We start from the raw sequence: 19,979 nt of genomic DNA on the forward strand, positions 1-19,979 counted from the left end.
AAAAAAATCTGGTGTGCCTGGCGGGACTCGAACCCGCAACCTCTGGATCCGGAGTCCAGCGCTCTATCCGTTGAGCTACAGGCACACCAGTTCTCCTCTTTCCGATAGATATTTTTTCAGCTGTTCACACTCTTTTCCTGAGATGATAAGATCGTACTTTTTCTCGGGAACGTTTCTTTCAACGAAGAATCCTTTCTTGTAGAAAAAATAAGCAAGAACAGGGTCTTTCGTCACCACATCGATCTCTTTCAAATCCAGTTTCAAAGAAGGATCAGGAAACTCGTACAGAAGAACCTTCCTGTCTGAAACGCTTTCCAGCGAAAGATTTACCTTCTTTCTTCTGTCTTCGATCTTCGTGCATCCCGCTGGATTTTCGACAAAAGACTGAAATATAAGAGCCGCACTCACCGCGTCGTCTCTTTTCGATACCTTACTTGCGATCCTCGTTGTGAGTCTTTCGTCGCACAGATAGGTCTCGTACTTTTTCGAAAAAGACAGGGCAACTTCGACTGTTTTGAACGTTTGCTGTGAGTATCGACCACTCATCGAAAGGGGCATTCCAAAAACTATTTTATCAGGATTCAGTCTCTCCACGAACTTTTTGAGTTCCCTGGTAGGTACGACCACGCTGTCCTGTGGAAGAATCTTTCCAAAGGCCACACCGCATTTTCTCTCACCGTAATCTATCGCAACGATCACCTTATCACCCTGTCCCTGAAGAAGGAGTACAGATCCTTCAGGTCTTCTGTGAGAACAGAAACCGTATCTTCGAAAACCCTCTTTTCAAGATCACCCTCCAGAACTCTCCATGGAGTTTTCCCGGAACGCAACTCCTCTATCAGGTCCATGTACAGATCCTTCAAAACATTTCCTTTTATTCCGTAATCGCTTTCGAGGATCTTCTCCAGTTCTGTCCTGTCTTTCGTTTTTTCAGTTGCACAGGCTATCTCTTCCAGTTTATCCGGACTGGGGAACAGTCTTTCCAGTTCAGCCCTACGTCTTTTCATGTCCTGAGATGAATAGCACAGGTTGATGACAGCTCTTCTTCTTAGAAGGTCCACGATCTCGTAGATGCTGAATGGAAAGTCGTAGAAAATAATATCACCCCTGATATGGGTGGGCAGACCATCGGTGTTACTCGTGAGAATTGCCTTTCGAGCAGATCCGCTTTCTATCAATCCTACCACTTTCAATTTTTTCTCCAGATCCATGCCTGCGTAGTAAACGACCGCTTTCTTACCGAGTTTTTTGTAGATGTTCGGGATCAGTCTTTTTTCGGAAACCACTATCGAAAAACCGCTGGAACCTGCGAGTGTTTCAAGGTCGAATCGACCTCTCTGATCTGAAAACAGAAACTCTTCGAGTTCATTTGTTTTGAGATCCACAACCTCATATTCGCTGTTTCTCAAGAAGTCTTCAAGGGCCGGATTTTTCATCGAGGAGACGAAGAGAAATTTCCCGGGGTATTTTTCCAGAAGGTTCAGAAACTCCTGAACCTGACTGTTGTGGCTGTAGGATACAAAATCCTGGAATTCGTTTACAATGAACATATCAAAGTCGTTCAGTGGAAGATGTTTCAGGAAACCCACCAGAGTGAAAACAACGATGTCGTTTTCCAGACCCCTGGTGAAGACCGAATTCACATATCCTGATGCGTTCGATGAGCTGTATCTTGCCAGACAACCTGAGACGTTCTGTGCTGAAGCGTTCGTCAGAGAAATGATTCCAAGCCTTCCGCCGGTTTCTTCCTTCACCGAAAGGAGAAACTTCGTCCTGGAAGGGTATGGAATTCTGACCAGCAGTTTTTTCTCTTTTGCTTTTTTCAGAAGAGAACTCACTTCTTTGCTCTTCACACGAAAGATCGGTTTCACATCCAGCGAAACAAGGTAGTAAGACAGACCATCCCCCATGGGCCTCAAGTTGACGACAACGCTACCCCTTGTTGGAGCAACGGGAAGGGCAGAAAACGAGTTCGAGAGACTCTTGAAGTTGTACCCGATCACTTCCAGTTTCCTTTCTCCATCTTTCAGGTGGAGAAAGACATTGCTGTTGTCTTCTCCGAAGAAGTGTATCTTCTCAATGAGCAGGTCGCTGAACAGGAGCACAGGCTCGGGATTTCCCTGACCAAACGGCATGAGAAGCTGAATGTCCTCGATGAACCTTTCATCGACGTCGTTGAGGCTCACTTCGGCATCCACCAGCACTTTCTCGTCTTTCATCTCCAGGGCGACATTTTTCATGTACTCTTTGAAAGATTCTAGATGCTCTTTTCGGAGGGAGAATCCTGCAGCAGAAGAATGTCCTCCTATTTCATCGAATATCTCCAGGACGTCACCGGAGAAGGCGTTCATTATGTCGTAGCCGTTGTAACTTCTTATGGAGCCCTTGGCGTACTCATCGCTGAGAGAGACGACCGCCACGGGTTTTTCGTATCTGTTGGCAAGTTTTGCTGCTACGATACCTATAACCCCCACGTGCCAGTTTTCTCCGGCAACCACTATGATGGGATCTTTCCACAGATCGTTCGCCTCGATCTTCTCGACTGCCTCTTTGTATATCTGCCTTTCGATTCTTCGGCGTTCGTTGTTCAGCTCCATCAATCTTTCCACAACGCCTTCGGTTCTGGCAGGATCTTTCATCGTCAGCAGCACAAAGGCATCCGTTGCACTTCCCATACGGCCCGCTGCGTTGAGACGGGGGGCTATCTTGTAACTGATATCGTGTGAAGTGAGCTTCTTCAATCCCAGTTTCTCCAGGAGTTTTTTCAACCCCAGGCGTTCTGTTTTCATGAGGAGTTCTATACCCTTTTTCACGAAATACCTGTTCTCGTCAAGGAGAGACACCATATCGGCGACTGTTCCGAGGGCCACCAGTTCCAGGTACTTTTCGACATCGGGATATTTCAACACCTGGGCGAGGGCCTGTACGAGTTTGTAGGTCACCCCAACACCCGCAAGGTCCCTGAAGGGATAGTCTTCTCCTGGCACTTTCGGGTTCACAACGGCATCAGCGGGTGGAATGTCTCCATTCACCTCATGGTGATCGGTCACGATCACTCTCATGCCGAGTCTTTTTGCCAGGTCTATGGATTCAACGGCCGTGATCCCACAGTCGACCGTCACAAGACAGGAGACTCCCATCTCCTTGAAAGAAAGAACGTTTTCCTTCTGAACGCCGTAGCCTTCTTCGATCCGATGGGGGATGTAGACGTCCACCTTCCAGCCGTTCTCTTCGAGGAACTCTTTCAGCACGACGGCTGACGTTATTCCGTCCACATCGTAATCACCGTGGATCAGAACGAGTTGACCTTCGGAACGAACTTGAAGGAGGGTTTCAACGGCTTTCTCCATGTCTTTGAAGAGGAAAGGGTCATGCTGGCAGGTTTCATCTGTGAACAGAAAAGATCTTGCAGCCTCTTCTGTGTCGATACCACGGTTCACCAGAACCCTTGCGGCTATTTCGCTGAGATCAAAACGCTGTGAAATTCTTTTCACAGCGTGTTCATCAGGGTGTGAAAGTTCCCACTTTTTCATCCTCCGTAGTCTCCTTTTCTTTTTTAATAATTTTACCACATCTTCGAGTGATACAATTTTAGTTGAAAGGTGGTGGTGAAGGTGTTCAAGAAGGTTTCAAGGGATCCTGTACATTCGGAGATATATCTGTATCCTTTGGAAATACTTGTAGCCGATACGAAGGTTGTTCAGAGGTTGAGATTTCTGTCTCAGCTTGCGGGAGCGACGATGGTGTACCCTGGAGCAACGCACACCAGGTTTGCCCATTCCCTTGGAACGATGCACATAGCGGGTATATACGCCAGGAACCTGTTCGACGATCACAGTCGGATCAGGTTGATACGTCTTGCGGCCCTTTTGCACGATGTGGGACACGGTCCTTTCAGCCATCAATTCGACGATGTGGTCTTCAAAAAGTACGGTTACGAAGACGGCCACGATGAGTTCAGGGATAGACTGATCCTTGAGAAACTACCGGAGGAGATGAAGAGGGTCTACAACACTTACAACTCGAGGTTGAAGCGTGCGGTGGAAGAGGATGTGACGAAGACCGTGGGGGACCTTCCCATCGAGGAGGCGTTCCAGGAGATTGCAAAGAGGGTTGTGGAGATTTTCAGGGGGGAAGAGACGGGAAGCGTTGATTTCAACGTGATACAGGGACCACTGGGAGCAGACAGACTAGATTTCCTTCTGAGGGACTCGTACCACAGCGGCGTTGGACACTTTGCGCCGATGAACGTGGACAGGGTTCTCAGAAACTCCCTTGTCAGAGTGAAGGACGGAAAGGAAATCCTGTGCTATCATGTGAAAGTGGTGGACAACATTTACTCCATACTCTTCAGCAGGTTCATGATGTACAAGAACGTCTATTTCCACAAGACATCGCGTGCGGCAGATCTCATGATCCAGGAGATGCTCTCGTACGCCTGTGAAATTCTCAACCTGGAAGAGCGGCTGAAAGACCTGGATGAATTTCTTGAACTCACAGATTACTCCATTCTCAAAGAACTGGAAATGAAGGGTGACGAGAGGGTCAAAAAACTCATAAACAGGTTCAAGAATCGTGACCTGTGGAAGATGGTGGTAGAACGCCCGTTCTCTGCCGAGGGTTTTGATCCATCTGAGCTGAGCCTTTCGGCGGCACAGAATTTGATCGACAGGATAGTTGAGAACATCCGCAGTGTTTTGGAAAGCGGTGATGTAGAGGACGAAGACAAAAAAATCCTTTCCGACATCTGTGAGAGGAAAGACGATTACTTCAGAATCGACACACCCTACAAACTCACAATCTTTCATCCGGACGAATTTCTGCAGAACAACGTGTTCCTTTACGATCCAGGATCTGACGAGGTGCTCACCGTAGACGAATACGTAAAAAAGTACCCTGCCTACAAGTTGATGGTGAGTAACATGATACAGATAGTCAGGATATACGTAACGGAGGATGTGCGAGAGATCCTGTACAGGTACAGAGTCGTGCCGGAGGACGGAAGAAGGGCGGTCACAAGATGGTGAACATGAGGAAACTGTTGCTGTTTCTTCTGGACGCAGGTCTTACCCTCTTTTCCGGTGTGGTGGCACTCTTTGCGAGGTTTGGGTTCAACTTTCAGGAAATGCTGCGATACGATGAATCGATCCTCATATACACGATCGTATCGATGGTTGTTTACGTTCTGAATGGAAACTACTCCGTTGTGTGGGAGTACGCCAACGCAAGAGACTTTCTTCTGCTGATAAGGGGAAGTGTCATATCGTACATCTCTGCTCTCGCTTTTTTCTACTTCTACCGCGATGTCGTTCTTCCTCGCTCCGTTGGTTTTGCCACCTTCCTTGGCTCCATGATTCTCATCGTTCTTAGCAGGATCACCTGGCAGTGGTTGACGTTGAGCCGCAAAGGACGACCCACAGAAAAGAGGATCATGATCATCGGGGCCGGTGACGCGGGTGTTTCCATCCTGGAAGAGTTCGAAAAGCACCCCCACCTTGGAAAAGTGGTTGCCTTCATGGATGACTCACCACGGAAGATAGGAAGAAGGGTCAGGGGAATTCCCGTCTTTGGCCCCATCGACAGAACGATGGAGTACGTTGAAAGGCTGGGTGTGGATGAAGTCATCGTGGCCATCCCGTCTGCCACAAAACAGCAGATGGAACGTATCCTTGGAAGCATTGACCTGAAAAAAGTCAAGGTGAAAACCCTTCCGAGCATCAGAGAGTTGATGGAGGATCGGGTGAGACTCTCTCACCTGAAGGACATATCGATAGAGGATCTTCTTGGAAGAGAAGAGGTAAAGATCGACGTGCGTGGAATAGAGAATCTTTTGAAAGGAAAGAGAATCCTTGTGACGGGAGCTGGGGGGAGTATAGGATCTGAGCTCTGCAAGCAGATAGCGAAGATGAATCCTGAAGAACTCATCCTCCTGGGACACGGTGAGAACAGCATCTACCTGATAGACGAATTCCTCAGTGAGAATTTCCCGAATCTGAAGAAAAAAAGGGTAATAGCGGACGTTGCCTGTGAGAATCTCATGGAGCTTTGGATGTCAAGGCTGAAACCGGATATCGTCTTTCATGTGGCTGCCCACAAGCACGTACCATTGATGGAGGAAAACCCGCTGGAGGCTTTCCGGGTGAACACCCTCGGAACGATCAACCTGGTGGAACTCTCCAGAAAGATGAAGGTGAAACACTTCGTCTTCATCTCCACCGACAAGGCTGTGAATCCCACCTCCGTAATGGGCCTCACAAAAAGGATCTCGGAGCTTTACATTATGACACAGGATACAGACGATACGAAATTTTCGATCGTGAGATTCGGAAACGTCCTGGGAAGCCGAGGGAGTGTAGTGGAGAAGTTCAGGCGGCAGATAGAAAAGGGTGGCCCGGTGACCGTGACAGATCCGAGAATGAAGAGATACTTCATGTCCATACCGGAAGCGGTATCCCTCATCCTCCAATCTCTCCTGTACTCGTCCGGTAACGACCTTTTCATCCTCGATATGGGGGAGCAGATACCCATTGTGAAACTTGCAGAAACGATGATCATGCTCTCAGGATTCGTACCTCACCAGGACATAAAGATCGTCTACACCGGCGTCAGGCCAGGAGAGAAGATGTACGAAGAACTCACCTATCCTTATGAAAGAAAAGAATTCACACCTCACCCGAAGATATTCAGGGTGAAATCTGATTCTCTACCCTCCAGGGAAACGGTCCTTGAAGCGATTCTTTCCATGAAAAGTGCCCTTGAAAGAAAAGACGTGAATGCCCTCCTTTCTGAGATGATGAGACTCGTTCCGGAGGCAAAGTTGAATGACGGAGTTCTTGACTAGTTTTCTTTTGACCTGCGTACTTGCTTATTTTGGAAAAAAGACTGGTTTTCTCGATCGCCCTTCTTCCAGAAAAACCCACAGAAAAGCGGTTCCTCCAGTTGGAGGAATTGCTCTCTTTTTGACGCTTCTGATGTTCGAAAGGGACAATCCGGTCTTTCTCTACTCAACGCCCATGTTCGTCCTTGGGCTTTTTGATGACCTGTTCGATCTGTCGTACAGGCTGAAACTCATAGTCACCGGTCTTGTTTCGCTGTGGTTTGTGGTTTCGGCTTCAACCGGAACTTTCATCTTTGGGCTGGAGGTTCACCCCGTTTTTCTTCTTGTCTGGCTTGTCGGTATGATGAACGCCTTCAACGTGATAGATGGCCTGGACGGATTGCTGGGAGGGATTTCCGTTGTTTCTTCTTTTTTGATAGGTGAGAAAAGCCTGGCCTTTTCTCTTCTTGGTTTTCTTCCCATGAATCTTCCACCGGCGAAGGTCTTTCTTGGAAACAACGGTGCTTTCTTTGTCGGTGCTTTTCTTTCCATGTCGACTGTGAAGTTCTTTCATGGAGACGTGGGATTTGCCACCCTCTTTCTTGGTCTCCCCTTCTACGAGATAGTCTTCAGCTTTTTGAGAAGGGTGATTTCCGGAAGGAACCCCTTTTCCGCCGATGAACTTCACACCCATCACGTGTTCAGCAGAAGGATGGGGAAATGGCATGCACTCATCGTGCTGGTGGCATTTTCTTCTTTTTGCAACCTGCTGGGTTTAGCCGAGAAGTTCCACGTCCTCTTCCTTTTTCTTTTCCTCTGTAGCGTTCTTTTCCTCTCCTACAGCATGTTTCAGAGCAGCGATCGCAACCTCGATCTGTGAGTCGTCCGGTCTTGCCGTGGTCAGGTATTGAAGAAGATACCCTGGAAGATAGAGGACCTTCACCCATCCCCTTCCGTTGAAAAACGCAACGACTTTCAAAAGTTCGTAAGAGATTCCAGCGACAACGGGAAGCAGAATCAACCTCGAAAGTATCCTCGTCCAGGTGGAAAGATTCACCACACTCCCGAAAACGCTGAGAAGAACGATGGCCACGATCAGAAATATCATGAGAAAGTTGGTCCCGCACCTTGGATGTATGGTGGAATACTTCCTCACGTTCTCCACGCGCAGGTCTTCACCACGCTCGAACGCATGGATCGTCATGTGTTCGGCACCGTGGAATTGAAACACCCGTTTCACATCCCGAAACAGGGAGATGATCCACACGTAGAGGAGAAAGAGTCCAAGCCTGATGAAACCCTCAACGATCGAGTAAAGAAATTCTCCCCTTTTCTCCACAAGGAAGTTGGTCAGAAAGATTGGAACGACGATGAAAAGTCCAACAGCAAGTCCAATCGCAAGAAGCAGTGAAAGAATTTTTTCGCTGTTTTTCATCTGTTCACCGGAGGAGATCTCCGAAGAGAGGTTGAGGGCTTTTATTCCGAAGTAAAGAGATACGAACAGCGAATAAAAACCCCTTATGAAGGGAATTTTTGCCCACTTTGGAAAGTTCACCTTTCCCAGATCTCTGACGACGATCTCTCCGTTTGATTTTCTGACGGCCAGAGACACCTTTTTTGCTATCATCAGGACACCCTCGATGACCGCCTGACCTCCAACCTTCACCCTATCCACTCCTTCCGTGGTCTTCATCTTCAATAATACACCAGAATTTTTGTTGCTCCATAGTATAATTGTTCTGGTGGTGAGAATCATGATAGGTGAACATCCCTATGTAAAATGGGCGATAAGAGTGATAGAGAATTATGTGAAGTATGGAAAGATCTTGGAACCAGATGAATCGGTTCCAAGAGAGCTTTTCGAAAGAAGGGCCGGTGCTTTTGTCACCCTTCACAAAGTGGATGGATCTTTGAGGGGTTGCATTGGGACGTACCTTCCCACAAAGCCGAACCTTGCCCTCGAAATAAGGGACAACGCCATCGCAGCGGCCACGCAGGATCCCCGTTTCCCGCCGGTCACACCCGACGAGCTGGACGAGATCGTGGTTCACGTGGACATCCTGAGCCCTCCCGAGCCCGTCAGAGATATCTCCGATCTGGACCCGAAGAAATACGGTGTGATCGTCGTCAAAGGCTGGAGAAGGGGACTGCTTCTTCCCGACATAGAGGGTGTCGACGCCGTCGAGGAGCAACTTCGAATAGCAAAACTGAAGGCCGGTATCCCGGAATGGGACAACGATGTGGAGATATACAGGTTCACCGTTGAGCGCTACAAGTGAGGAGGTTGGGACATGGAGAGGATGGCCATACACTTTGAACCTCTTGAGGGGAAAAAGGTAAAATGCCTTCTGTGCCCACACGAGTGTGTTCTCAGTGAGGGACAGACGGGTCTGTGCGGCGCGAGGAAAAACAAGGATGGTTTCCTTGTGAGTCTGAACTACGGAGAAGTGACCGCCATTGCCATGGATCCAATAGAGAAGAAACCTCTCTTTCATTTCAATCCCGGTGAACAGATCTTCTCTGTCGGGACGTTCGGATGCAATTTCAAGTGTGGTTTCTGTCAGAACTGGGAAATCTCCCAGGCAAGACCTGAGACCAAGAGGGTGACTCCCGAACAGCTTGTGAAGATAGCCCTGATGAATCGAGAGTCAAAAGGTATTGCCTTCACGTACAACGAACCACTAATCTGGTTCGAATTCGTACTGGACACCTCCCGGGTGGCTGTGAAAGAGGGAATGTACTGTGTGCTTGTGACGAACGGCTTTGTGAACGAAGAGCCGCTGGAACTTCTGTTCCAGTCTGTGCACGCTATGAACATAGATCTGAAGGGATTCAACAGAGAGTTTTACAGGGAAATCGGTGGCGATCTTGACGTCGTTCTCAGAAACATCGAGAAGGTGTACAACGCAGGAATCCATGTGGAATTGACGACCCTTATAATTCCAGGGAAGAACGATGACAGAGAAGATCTGAAGAGAGAATTCGAGTGGATCGCCAGTCTGGACAAAGACATTCCCCTTCACATAAGTCGCTACTTTCCAAACTACAAGTACACCATTCCTCCTACACCCCTTGAGGAACTCGTGGAGATATACGAGATGGCGAAGGAATATCTCAACTTCGTTTACCTCGGCAATGTGTGGGACGAAAGGTACGAAAGCACCTTCTGCCCGGACTGCGGCAGTCTTGTGATCAGAAGACAGGGATACGAAGTGGAGAAGGTGGGACTGGACGAGGAAGGGAAGTGCAAAAAATGTGGCCGTCAGATAGCAACGATCATCGGGTAACCAGAAGAAATGTTGTGATCTTTGCCGTTCTTCTTCTTGGAACCCTCGGAACTTTTCTTGCCTTCCTTCTTCTTCGTGGAAACGAGCAATACTATGAACTCAGAGGATTCGCACTCGGAACGAGTGTACGCATCGTGGTCTCTTCCAAAAAGATAAACCCAAAAACCATAGCTGAAGCCATCTTAGAAGACATGAAGAGAATCACCTACAAGTTCTCCACAACCGATGAAAGAAGTGTGGTGAAGAAGATCAACGATCACACTGGAGAGTGGGTGGAAGTTGACGAGGAAACTTACAGTTTGATAAAGGCGGCCTATGCGTTCGCTGAACTCACAGAGGGTGCCTTCGATCCCACGGTGGGAAAACTCCTGGAGGTGTGGGGATTCACTGGAAACTATGAAAACCTCAGGGTCCCTTCAAACGATGAGATAGAGAAGGCTCTGAGTTCTGTCGGATACCGGAATATTCTTCTTGACGACAGGCACTTTCGGGTGATGGTGAAGAACGGTTCAAAGATAGATCTTGGGGGGATAGCGAAGGGTTATGCCCTGGATCGTGCAAGACAGATAGCCCTCTCTTTCGACGAGGATGCAACGGGATTCGTTGAGGCGGGAGGAGACATCAGGATCATTGGGCCAAAGTTTGGAAAGTACCCCTGGGTCATAGGTGTGAAGGATCCAAGGGGTGATGACGTTATAGACTACATATACTTGAAATCGGGTGCGGTGGCGACCTCCGGTGATTACGAAAGATACTTCATAGAGGATGGCATCAGGTACCATCACATCATAGATCCATCTACGGGATACCCGGCGCGGGGTGTCTGGAGTGTAACGATCGTTGCGGAGGATGCCACAACGGCGGATGCCCTTTCCACGGCTGGGTTTGTGATGGCCGGGAGGGACTGGAGAAAGGTGGTCCTGGATTTTCCACGGATGGGAGCGCATCCTCTGATAGTTCTGGAGGGTGGAAAGATCGAAAAATCCGAGACTTTCAAACTGTTCGAGAGAGAGTGAAAGAATGAGGAAGTTCTTTGAAAAAAGAGATCTTCTCATCTTTTTGATCGTACTGTTTTCTATCGGGCTTTCGTTCGTTGTTCCGAGGGGAAATGGAGAAAAAGTCGTTGTCGAGGGAAAAGATTTCAGGAAGGTTCTGGAAAAGCCGGGACTCTACGACATCACAGAAGACGGAAGATTCCTCATGAGGGTGGAGTTCGACGGGAAAAAGGTCAGAGTGGTTGAGTCCACGTGTCCTTTGAAGATCTGTGTGAAAACAGGCTGGGTTGGCCCCGGTGGAACCATAGTGTGTGTGCCGAACGAGGTGATAATATACTTCGAAGGAAAAACGGATTACGATACAGAAACATGGTGAGAAGAACCGCGTTTCTTTCTATTCTTACTGCCCTTTCTTCCGTTATGTACACGGTGGAGAACTTCCTACCGTTTCCAGTACCCTTTGGAAGGTGGGGATTTTCGAACTCCGTGGTTCTTCTGGTGGCATCGGAAGTGGGGCTTCTGGACGCCCTGATCGTCTCTTCGGTCAAGAGTATCATGGGTTCACTCTTCAGTGGACGGTTTCTCTCTCCTTCCTTTTTGACGGGTCTTTCCGGAGCGGTTTCTGCTGCCGTCGTTGAATCGTTGCTTGCAAGGTTTGGGTTTGGCTTTCTTGGTTTGAGTCTTGCTGGATCGTTTGCAAGCAACCTTGCACAGCTGATGGTGATCTCACTCCTGCTGAAGAGTACAAAGACCTTTCTGCTGTTCAACGTCATGGTGGGGCTTGGTATGATCTCTGCCAGCGTCAACGCTTTCATCGCCAGCAGAATGGGAGGGATCGTGTTTGAGAATTATTCTGGCTTCTTCTTCACCAAGGAGAAAGGAGCTGATGAAACTCCTGGGAATAGAGTTTGAGATCAAACCACCTGAGATCGAAGAAAACGTTTCTGGAGAGCCAGCCGAAGTGGTGAAAGAACTTTCCCTGAAAAAGGCAGCACACGTTTTCCAGAGGAAAGGATCTGAGAACGTTCTGGTCATCGGTTCTGACACGGTGGTTGTTCTGGATGGGAAGATCCTGGGAAAACCCAAAACAGAAGAGGAAGCAAAAGATTTCCTCAGGAGATTGTCTGGAAGATGGCACACGGTGTACACCGGGGTTGCCTTCGTGTCCAGTTCTGAAAAAGACGTCTTTGTCTCTTCAACGGAGGTGAAATTCAGAGATATCCCGGATGAAGTGATAGATTACTACGTTGAAAACTACCATCCTTTCGACAAGGCAGGGGGGTACGGCATTCAGGATTTTGCCGCTGTCTTTGTTGAGAAGATGGAGGGAGATTTTTTCACGGTCATGGGCTTTCCAGTGGGACTCGTGTGGCAGTACCTTTACGAGAAAGGTTGGTGGAAGATTGCTCCCAAGAGAGAGGTTGATAAAGGCAGGACCTGAAGCCCTTTCGAACGAAGAACTCCTCGCCGTTCTTTTGAGAACAGGAAAGAAAGGAAAGCACGTTCTTGAGCTTTCAAAGGAGCTCTTCAGAAGGTTCGATAACTCACTGGTGAAGTTGATGAATGCGAGCGTGGAAGAAATTGCGGCCATCGAAGGGGTGGGGATCGTAAAAGCGGTCACGTTGAAAGCCGCTCTTGAACTTGGAAAAAGATTGCACAGAGAGCTGGAACAGGTTCCGGAGAAACTCGACTCTGCGGGCAAGGTTTACAGGTACTGTCAGGACATGGTCTATCTCGAAAAAGAGGTAGTGAAAGTGGTGTGCCTGGACAGAAGATTGAACGTTCTATCCGAATCTGTCATCACGGTGGGAACCTCCGACAGGAGTCTGGTCCATCCAAGGGATGTCTTCAGAGTGGCGATCAGATCGAACGCTTCTGGTGTTATCGTGGTTCACAACCATCCCAGTGGTGATCCCACGCCCAGCAAAGAAGACAGAGCGATCACAAAGAATCTGAAAAGAGTCGGTGAGATCCTCGGGATAGAACTTGTCGATCATGTGATAATCTCAAAGAGGGGATACTACAGCTTCAGGGAGGAGGGAGAGATTTGATAAGCCGGGAAAACGCATTTGCTCTGTTGAAAAAACACGTCAGAACGAAAAATCTGATAAAACACTGTCTGGCAACGGAAGCGGTGATGAGGGCCCTCGCAAGGGAATTCAACGAAGACGAAGAAAAATGGGGAATAGCGGGTCTACTTCACGACCTGGATTACGACTACACCAAAGACAATCCGGACGAACACGGACTGAAAACCCTGGAGATTCTGAAGGAAGAGGACGTTCCTGAAGACGTTCTCAACGCGATCCTCGCACACTGTGGAAAGAAAGAACCCGAAACCCTCATGGAAAAAGCACTCTACGCGGTGGATCCGGTGACGGGGTTCATCGTGGCAGCGGCTCTCATCAGACCGGAGAAAAAACTGGAAGTGCTCGATGTGGACTTTTTGATGAGAAGATTCAAGGAGAAAGCCTTTGCAAGGGGAGCTAGCAGAGAACAGATCAGATCTTGCGAAAAGCTTGGACTGTCGCTGGAGAGGTTTCTGGGGATATCCCTTGAGGCGATGAAGTCCATCGCCTCTGATCTTGGTCTGTGAGGTGGTTTCGATGCTGGAGTACGAAATTGAAAAGGCAATAGTGAGGTACAGAGAGTCTTACGAGTTCAGGCCGTTCAGGGAGGGTGTTTCTCTCGAGGATGTGAGAAGAGCGATAGAGCACACAAACCTGAAGCCTTTTGCCACACCCGATGACATAATAAAACTCTGCCAGGAGGCAAAGGATAACAGGCTCTACGGAGTGTGCGTAAACCCCTGCTATGTTTCGATTGCAAAGAGGGAGCTTTCAGAGACCGATGTAAGGGTTGTCACCGTTGTCGGATTTCCTCTGGGTGCGAACGAAAGCAGAACGAAGGCTCAGGAGGCTACTTTCGCCGTTGAAAGCGGAGCCGACGAGATCGACATGGTGCTTAACATCGGCATGTTGAAGGCCAGAGAGTGGGAATTTGTCTACGAGGATATCAGAAGCGTTGTGGAGGCTGCGCGTGGGAAAACGGTCAAGGTGATACTGGAGACGTGTTATCTTGATCTGGAAGAAAAGATAGCAGCGTGCGTCATCTCCAAACTTGCAGGTGCTCACTACGTGAAGACCTCGACCGGATTTGGTCCAAAAGGGGCAACTCCGGAGGATGTTCACCTTTTGAAATGGATCGTTGGAGAGGAGATGAAAGTGAAGGCGGCAGGTGGGATCAGAACCTACGAAGATGCCGTCAAGATGATGATGTACGGTGCGGACAAGATAGGTACGAGTTCTGGACACAGAATTGTGATGGAGGGGGAGGAAAAGCATGGAGGTTGAAAATCTTTCACTGAAAGAGTTCTGTGAAAAGGTTGCAGAGAGAAAACCCACCCCCGGTGGGGGAGCAGTCGGTTCGGTTGTCGGTGCTCTGGCCTGTGCCCTCGCCGAGATGGTAGCAAACTTTACGAGGAAGAAAAAAGGATACGAAGACGTTGAACCGGAGATGGAAAGAATCGTTGAGGCAATGGAGGAAGCAAGAGAAAAGCTCTTTTCCCTCGCAGAAAAAGACATGAAAGCTTTCGAAAGGGTGATGGAGGCTTACAAGAAATCCGGGGAGGAACTTCAGAGCGCCCTCAAAGAAGCAGCATCCGTTCCGATGGACGTCATAAGGGTCATGAAAGATCTTGGGCACGACCTTGAAAAACTCGCAGAGTTTGGGAATAAGAATCTGGCTTCTGACACGCTGAACGCCATGGATCTCTGTCGTGCGGTGTTTCTGGTTGAAAAAGTGAACGTTCTGGTCAATCTGAAGAGTATAAAAGATGAAAAGTTCAAAAACGAGATGCTGGAAGAACTCGAAGAGCAGGAAAAGCAAATAGAGGGAAGTTACAGAAGAGTCAGAGAGTATCTGGAGGGAATCGTGTGGAGTTCGAAGTGAAAAAGACATCTGGAAAAGCAAGAGTCGGTGTTCTGAAACTACCGCACGGTGTTGTGAGGACACCCGTTTTCATGCCGGTTGGAACGAACGCGAACGTAAAGCTCCTCACACCACGCGATCTGGAAGAGGCAGGAGCGGAGATCGTACTGTCGAACACGTTCCATCTCATGCTCAAACCGGGAGTCGAGATCATAAGACTCCACGATGGACTTCACAAATTCATGGGATGGAAAAAGCCCATCCTCACCGACAGTGGAGGATTTCAGGTGTTCAGCCTTCCGAAACTCAAGATAGACGATGAGGGTGTGACTTTCAAATCGCCGATAGATGGATCGAAGGTCTTCCTTAGCCCGGAGATTTCGATGGAGGTTCAGATCGCTCTCGGTTCTGACATCTGCATGGCCTTTGATCACTGTCCCCCACCCGACGCGGACTACGAGGTGGTGAAGGAGGCAACTGAACGCACTTACAGATGGGCCCTGAGATCCAAAGAGGCGTTCAAAACGGAAAATCAGGTGCTCTTTGGCATCGTTCAGGGAGGAGTGTATCCTGATTTGAGGAAGAAAAGCGCTCTTCAGATAACGTCGATAGGATTTGACGGATACGCAATAGGAGGTCTCAGCATAGGAGAGGAAAGAAGTCTCACGCTCGAGATGACAGAAATCACCGTGGAATATCTGCCGGAGGACAGGCCCCGATACTTCATGGGAGGAGGATCTCCCGAACTCATTCTGGAACTCGTCGATCGTGGCGTTGATATGTTCGACAGTGTCTTTCCAACGAGGATCGCCCGTCATGGAACCGCCCTCACCTGGAAAGGACGGTTGAATCTGAAGGCATCCTACAACAAGAGATCACTTGATCCTGTGGACGAACAGTGCGGGTGTTATACTTGTAAAAACTTCACCCGTTCTTACATACACCATCTGATAGATCGTGGTGAAGTTCTGGGACAGATCCTGCTCAGCCTTCACAACGTGAGTTTCATGATTTCTTTCATGGACGAGGTGAGACGCTCCATAGAGGAAGGAACGTTCAGAGAGTTCAAGGGCAAAATGATAGATGTCTATTCGTCAGGGGGTGTTAGTGTATGAAGAAGATCTTCCTTCTCTTTTTGATCGTGTCGGGCATGCTTCTTGCTTCTCAACTTGAGATTTTCTCTTCCTCAGGTGAATGGGCTTTCTTTGAAAATCCTGCAAGGGTGTTCACTATAAGCAAACAGGGGCTCATGGGATCTTACAGCGTTCTGTCCGACGGAGAGTCTCTTGGAACGTTTTTGATCGGGCTGTTTCAACCCCCCGAGGCGAACATAGCGGGTGCTCTGTTTTTGAAAAGGAGTGCACTGGAAAGCAGTGAATACGTCACCTCGGTTGAGTACGATGTTGCACTCTCTCCGGAGGAAAATGTAGTGGTTGGAGCTGGTGCTTCCCTCGCAATGGATCAGGATGGAAGGAAGAAACTCGATCTTCATGGCGGTGTCTTCGGGTATCTTCTGAAAGACGTTGGCTATTCTGTGAGCGTGAGAGATTTCACCCTGTGGAGCCAGGAAGGAACCTACATGGGTGGAGTGTACACGCTGAAGCTCTTCTACGACTCGTCCAGAAAGAACAGATTTTCCTACTGTCTTCAGTTCGATCAGGAGGTGCTGGAGAACAGAATAGATTTCGTGATAGGAAAAGAACAGAAGGCTGGCCTTGGCATCTCCATGGTGACCAACACCGACACGGGACAGAACGCTTTCAAGATATCCCTTGGATTCTATGCAAATGTGAACAACGTCTCAATAGGATTCGACACGTTCGTTCTGAGTTCTTCTGTCAGTTCGAATCCCTTCTCCGAACACCATTACACGAGAGGAACCGGTATTAGATTCGCCGTGAGGTGGTGAAAGATGCTGATAACAAGACTGATCCTAACGGCGATCACCGTCGCCCTGTCGTATTTGATTTTCAAATGGCTCTTCAAACTCATCGAAAAAAGCGTTGAAAAACTGGGGAAAGAGCTCCAGATGAGAAACACCATCAGGTTCTTTCTTGGTCTCATCATAGCCGTGATAGCCATCATGGTCGTTCTCGACATCTGGGATCTCAACCTTGCCCCCATGCTGGCGGGTGTCGGGATAGGAGGACTCGTTGTTGGTCTGGCACTTCAAGAGCCACTTTCCAATTTCTTCTCCGGGATTTTCCTGCTCGTTTCCCGGGCGGTGAAGGAAGGAGAAGCGCTGGAAGTGGGTGGGGTTTCTGGAACCGTCGAGGTGGTGAACCTGAACCACACGGTGATCAAAACGTGGGACGGAAAAAGGGTGATGATACCAAACAGATCCGTCTGGAACGACAAGATCATTCATTTTTGGCCTTCCAGTGTGAGAAGGCAGGAGATCACGGTGGGAGTTCCGTACTCTGCGGATCTCAGGAAAGTTGTGGAGATTTTTCAGAAGGCACTTGAGGACGAAGAGACGGTGGAAAAGGATCCTGCACCTGCGATCGTTTTCTCTGGATTCAACAGCTCCTCCATAGATTTCGTAATCAGGTTCTGGGTGAATCGTGATAACTTCTTCGAGGGTGTGAAAAGGCTTGCCTTCAGGATAAAGGATTATCTGGAAAAAGAAGGAATCTACATACCCTTCCCGCAACTCGACGTGCACTTCGACGAAGAGTTCCTGAGGGTGTGGAAACATGAAGGCCCTGAAAATAAGAGTTGAAGGGATCGTACAGGGAGTTGGATTCCGGTATTTTACCAGAAGGATCGCCAGAACCCTTGGTATAAAGGGCTATGTGATGAACATGGACGATGGATCCGTCTTCATCCATGCTGAAGGTGAGGAAGAAAAACTTCGACGGTTCCTGAACGAGGTATCGAAGGGCCCTCCGGCAGCCGTTGTAACGAATATAAGCGTTGAAGAGACCTCTCCAGAGGGGTACGAGGACTTCGCGATCAGATATTATTAATGTTATGTGACGTTGGTTGTGTGTATTAAGTTAAACCACCGAGTCTTTGAAATCGTTTTGTAACAATGATTAAGTCACTCCTTAGGCAATCGGAAAACTGTCATTAATGAGAAGCGTCTAATATCAGAGAAGGCGCTCTGGAGGTGTTTGGATGTTCGAAAATCTTCAGGAAAAACTGTCCAGGGTTTTCAAAAACCTTTCTGGACGCGGAAAGATAACTGAAAAAAACGTAAAAGATGCCGTCAGGGAAGTGAAACTTTCCCTGCTGGAAGCTGATGTCAACTACAAAGTTGTGAAGGAGTTCGTTGATCACGTTTTACAGAAGGCACTCGGTGAAGAGGTACTCAAGAGCCTGACACCGGATCAGCAGTTCATAAAGATCGTAAGGGACGAGCTGATCAAGATAATGGGCGAAAAGAACGAACCTCTGAGATTGATTCACAGACCCGCTCCCATAATGATGGTGGGACTTCAGGGGAGCGGAAAAACTACGACATGTGCAAAGCTCGCAAAACTTCTCAAAAAAGAAGGGAGAAACCCTCTGCTCGTTGCGGCCGACCTTTACAGACCCGCGGCGGTGGATCAGCTCGTGAAACTCGGAAACCAGATAGGGGTGAACGTAGTCCACGATTACAACAAGTCACCTGTTGAGATAGTAAAAGAGGGTATTCAGGAGGCAGAAAGAACGGGAAAAGACGTTCTCATAGTCGATACGGCAGGACGCCTTCACATAGATGAGGATATGATGAGAGAACTTGAAGAGATAAAGGCCATTCTCAATCCCGATGAGATTCTGCTCGTCGTGGATGCGATGATGGGACAGGATGCGGTCAACACTGCAAAGGTCTTCGATGAAAGGCTCGACCTTACAGGGTTTGTTGTGACGAAGATGGACGGAGACGCAAGGGGCGGGGTGATCCTGTCCATAAAGTACGTAACGGGAAAACCTGTCAAATTCATAGGAACGAGCGAAAAACTCGACGGGCTGGAACCCTTCCACCCGGACAGGATCGCAAACAGAATCCTCGGCATGGGAGACGTTCTTTCCCTGATCGAGAAGGTGGAGAGGGAACTCGACCAGGAAAAGATGAAAAAGAGTGCCGAAAAGTTCTTGAAAGCAGAGTTCACCCTGGAGGACTTCAAAGAACAGCTTCAGGAGATGAAAAAATTGGGACCACTCTCTTCCATCCTGGAGATGCTCCCGGGCGCTCCTAAGGTGGACGTCGAAATGAGCGAAAAAGAACTGAAAAAGATAGAAGCCATCATAAATTCTATGACCATAGAAGAAAGAAGAAATCCACGGATAATAGATGCAAGCCGGAAAAGAAGGATCGCCCGCGGAAGTGGCACCACCGTCCAGGATGTGAACAAACTTCTCAAAAGTTATGAACAGATGAAAGTTCTCATGAAGAGAATGAAGAAAGGGAAATTCAAAATACCATTTGGGTTCTGAGGAGGTGTAGGTTGTGGTCAGGATAAGACTCACGAGAATGGGAAAGAGGAAGCAGCCCTTTTACAGAATAGTGGTTGTGGACAGCAGGAAGAGAAGAGATGGTGCGTACATTGAATCTCTCGGCTACTACAACCCCCTGAAAGAAGGGGAGATAAAGATCGATGTCGAAAGGGCCGTGGACTGGATATTGAAAGGAGCCCAGCCAAGCGATACCGTGAGGGATATTTTCAAAAAGTTCGGTGTTATGAAGAGGGTACATGAAATAAAGTACGGAAAGAAGGAGGAGGCAACCTCTGAATGAAAGAACTCGTTGAAAAGATCCTTCGGGGGATAGTGAAACATCCCGAAGAAGTGGTGGTTGTTGAGTTCGACGAAGAAGGGAAAAAGGTGTACGAGATAGTGGTGAACGAAGAAGACGTTGGACAGGTCATAGGAAAAGATGGAAGGACCATAAAGTCTTTGAAGATTCTGTTAAGTGCTCTCCTGGGTGACTCCAAGGAGATCACCATCAGGGTGGTCAGGTGAAAG

23 protein-coding genes and 1 tRNA gene are annotated in these 19,979 nt (G+C 48.5%); 20 read left to right on the forward strand and 4 right to left on the reverse strand.

Going from position 1 to position 19,979, the window contains the following annotated elements; genetic code table 11:
* Window positions 1-9 precede the first annotated feature (9 nt).
* The 3 genes from TRQ7_RS07010 to recJ all read right to left on the reverse strand — a co-directional run bounded on the left by TRQ7_RS07010 (window position 10) and on the right by recJ (window position 3,533).
* Window positions 10-85 (reverse strand) — tRNA-Arg (locus TRQ7_RS07010).
* Window positions 76-699 (reverse strand): RuvX/YqgF family protein, encoded by a 624-nt coding sequence (locus TRQ7_RS09530; protein ID WP_083941436.1) that lies wholly within the window; start codon window positions 697-699, stop codon window positions 76-78. The genes TRQ7_RS07010 and TRQ7_RS09530 overlap by 10 nt, the downstream gene beginning before the upstream one ends.
* Entirely contained in the window at window positions 696-3,533 is a 2,838-nt protein-coding gene (gene recJ, locus TRQ7_RS07015) for a single-stranded-DNA-specific exonuclease RecJ (RefSeq protein WP_041844316.1), read from the reverse strand. Before recJ ends, TRQ7_RS09530 begins: the two co-directional genes overlap by 4 nt.
* 81 nt (window positions 3,534-3,614) lie before the next feature.
* On the opposite strand from recJ, the gene TRQ7_RS07020 reads away from it, so the two are divergent.
* From TRQ7_RS07020 to TRQ7_RS07030, 3 genes are read left to right on the forward strand one after another with little or no spacing between them, the layout of a single operon-like run.
* The gene (locus TRQ7_RS07020; protein ID WP_041844317.1) at window positions 3,615-5,027 is read left to right on the forward strand and encodes an HD domain-containing protein; all 1,413 of its coding nucleotides are present in this window, start codon (window positions 3,615-3,617) and stop codon (window positions 5,025-5,027) included.
* A gap of 2 nt (window positions 5,028-5,029) precedes the next feature.
* Window positions 5,030-6,841 (forward strand): nucleoside-diphosphate sugar epimerase/dehydratase, encoded by a 1,812-nt coding sequence (locus TRQ7_RS07025; RefSeq protein WP_041437853.1) that lies wholly within the window; start codon window positions 5,030-5,032, stop codon window positions 6,839-6,841.
* Window positions 6,822-7,697, forward strand: a complete 876-nt coding sequence (locus tag TRQ7_RS07030) for an MraY family glycosyltransferase (RefSeq protein WP_015919623.1) — start codon at window positions 6,822-6,824, stop codon at window positions 7,695-7,697. Before TRQ7_RS07025 ends, TRQ7_RS07030 begins: the two co-directional genes overlap by 20 nt.
* Here the strand turns inward: TRQ7_RS07030 and TRQ7_RS07035 are convergent.
* Complete coding sequence (locus tag TRQ7_RS07035) at window positions 7,593-8,483, reverse strand: DUF1385 domain-containing protein (RefSeq protein ID WP_038067628.1); 891 nt, start codon at window positions 8,481-8,483, stop codon at window positions 7,593-7,595. The genes TRQ7_RS07030 and TRQ7_RS07035 overlap by 105 nt on opposite strands.
* Window positions 8,484-8,571: 88 nt before the next feature.
* Between TRQ7_RS07035 and amrA the strand changes: the two genes are divergently transcribed.
* The 17 genes from amrA to TRQ7_RS07120 all read left to right on the forward strand — a co-directional run bounded on the left by amrA (window position 8,572) and on the right by TRQ7_RS07120 (window position 19,976).
* Complete coding sequence (gene amrA / locus TRQ7_RS07040; RefSeq protein WP_038067594.1) at window positions 8,572-9,096, forward strand: AmmeMemoRadiSam system protein A; 525 nt, start codon at window positions 8,572-8,574, stop codon at window positions 9,094-9,096.
* A gap of 12 nt (window positions 9,097-9,108) precedes the next feature.
* Window positions 9,109-10,104 carry an AmmeMemoRadiSam system radical SAM enzyme gene (amrS, locus tag TRQ7_RS07045; protein ID WP_015919626.1) on the forward strand — a complete coding sequence of 332 codons (996 nt, stop codon included), beginning with the start codon at window positions 9,109-9,111 and terminating at the stop codon, window positions 10,102-10,104.
* Complete coding sequence (locus tag TRQ7_RS07050) at window positions 10,071-11,120, forward strand: FAD:protein FMN transferase (protein WP_041437689.1); 1,050 nt, start codon at window positions 10,071-10,073, stop codon at window positions 11,118-11,120. Before amrS ends, TRQ7_RS07050 begins: the two co-directional genes overlap by 34 nt.
* A gap of 4 nt (window positions 11,121-11,124) precedes the next feature.
* The gene (locus TRQ7_RS07055) at window positions 11,125-11,475 is read left to right on the forward strand and encodes a NusG domain II-containing protein (RefSeq protein ID WP_015919628.1); all 351 of its coding nucleotides are present in this window, start codon (window positions 11,125-11,127) and stop codon (window positions 11,473-11,475) included.
* The gene (locus TRQ7_RS07060; protein WP_144399115.1) at window positions 11,469-12,011 is read left to right on the forward strand and encodes a Gx transporter family protein; all 543 of its coding nucleotides are present in this window, start codon (window positions 11,469-11,471) and stop codon (window positions 12,009-12,011) included. The genes TRQ7_RS07055 and TRQ7_RS07060 overlap by 7 nt, the downstream gene beginning before the upstream one ends.
* Entirely contained in the window at window positions 11,941-12,540 is a 600-nt protein-coding gene (locus TRQ7_RS07065) for a Maf family nucleotide pyrophosphatase (protein WP_038067600.1), read from the forward strand. The genes TRQ7_RS07060 and TRQ7_RS07065 overlap by 71 nt, the downstream gene beginning before the upstream one ends.
* Entirely contained in the window at window positions 12,503-13,150 is a 648-nt protein-coding gene (gene radC / locus TRQ7_RS07070; RefSeq protein WP_038067602.1) for a DNA repair protein RadC, read from the forward strand. Before TRQ7_RS07065 ends, radC begins: the two co-directional genes overlap by 38 nt.
* Window positions 13,147-13,695, forward strand: a complete 549-nt coding sequence (locus tag TRQ7_RS07075) for an HD domain-containing protein (protein ID WP_015919632.1) — start codon at window positions 13,147-13,149, stop codon at window positions 13,693-13,695. Before radC ends, TRQ7_RS07075 begins: the two co-directional genes overlap by 4 nt.
* Window positions 13,696-13,705: 10 nt before the next feature.
* A complete protein-coding gene (gene deoC, locus TRQ7_RS07080; RefSeq protein ID WP_041437694.1) occupies window positions 13,706-14,452 on the forward strand; it encodes a deoxyribose-phosphate aldolase in 747 nt (248 codons plus the stop codon).
* Window positions 14,442-15,050 (forward strand): cyclodeaminase/cyclohydrolase family protein, encoded by a 609-nt coding sequence (locus TRQ7_RS07085; protein ID WP_041844318.1) that lies wholly within the window; start codon window positions 14,442-14,444, stop codon window positions 15,048-15,050. The genes deoC and TRQ7_RS07085 overlap by 11 nt, the downstream gene beginning before the upstream one ends.
* A complete protein-coding gene (gene tgt, locus TRQ7_RS07090) occupies window positions 15,035-16,144 on the forward strand; it encodes a tRNA guanosine(34) transglycosylase Tgt (protein ID WP_041844319.1) in 1,110 nt (369 codons plus the stop codon). Before TRQ7_RS07085 ends, tgt begins: the two co-directional genes overlap by 16 nt.
* Window positions 16,141-16,938, forward strand: a complete 798-nt coding sequence (locus TRQ7_RS07095) for a hypothetical protein (RefSeq protein ID WP_015919636.1) — start codon at window positions 16,141-16,143, stop codon at window positions 16,936-16,938. The genes tgt and TRQ7_RS07095 overlap by 4 nt, the downstream gene beginning before the upstream one ends.
* 3 nt (window positions 16,939-16,941) lie before the next feature.
* Window positions 16,942-17,751 (forward strand): mechanosensitive ion channel family protein, encoded by an 810-nt coding sequence (locus TRQ7_RS07100; RefSeq protein ID WP_015919637.1) that lies wholly within the window; start codon window positions 16,942-16,944, stop codon window positions 17,749-17,751.
* Window positions 17,726-17,998 (forward strand): acylphosphatase, encoded by a 273-nt coding sequence (locus TRQ7_RS07105; protein WP_015919638.1) that lies wholly within the window; start codon window positions 17,726-17,728, stop codon window positions 17,996-17,998. Before TRQ7_RS07100 ends, TRQ7_RS07105 begins: the two co-directional genes overlap by 26 nt.
* A 151-nt stretch (window positions 17,999-18,149) precedes the next feature.
* Window positions 18,150-19,451, forward strand: coding sequence for a signal recognition particle protein (ffh, locus tag TRQ7_RS07110; RefSeq protein ID WP_015919639.1), 1,302 nt, complete (start codon window positions 18,150-18,152; stop codon window positions 19,449-19,451).
* A gap of 13 nt (window positions 19,452-19,464) precedes the next feature.
* Entirely contained in the window at window positions 19,465-19,752 is a 288-nt protein-coding gene (gene rpsP / locus TRQ7_RS07115) for a 30S ribosomal protein S16 (RefSeq protein WP_015919640.1), read from the forward strand.
* Complete coding sequence (locus tag TRQ7_RS07120) at window positions 19,749-19,976, forward strand: KH domain-containing protein (protein ID WP_041844320.1); 228 nt, start codon at window positions 19,749-19,751, stop codon at window positions 19,974-19,976. The genes rpsP and TRQ7_RS07120 overlap by 4 nt, the downstream gene beginning before the upstream one ends.
* Window positions 19,977-19,979: the final 3 nt, after the last annotated feature.

Source organism: Thermotoga sp. RQ7 (assembly GCF_000832145.1).
GTDB classification, from domain to species: domain Bacteria; phylum Thermotogota; class Thermotogae; order Thermotogales; family Thermotogaceae; genus Thermotoga; species Thermotoga neapolitana.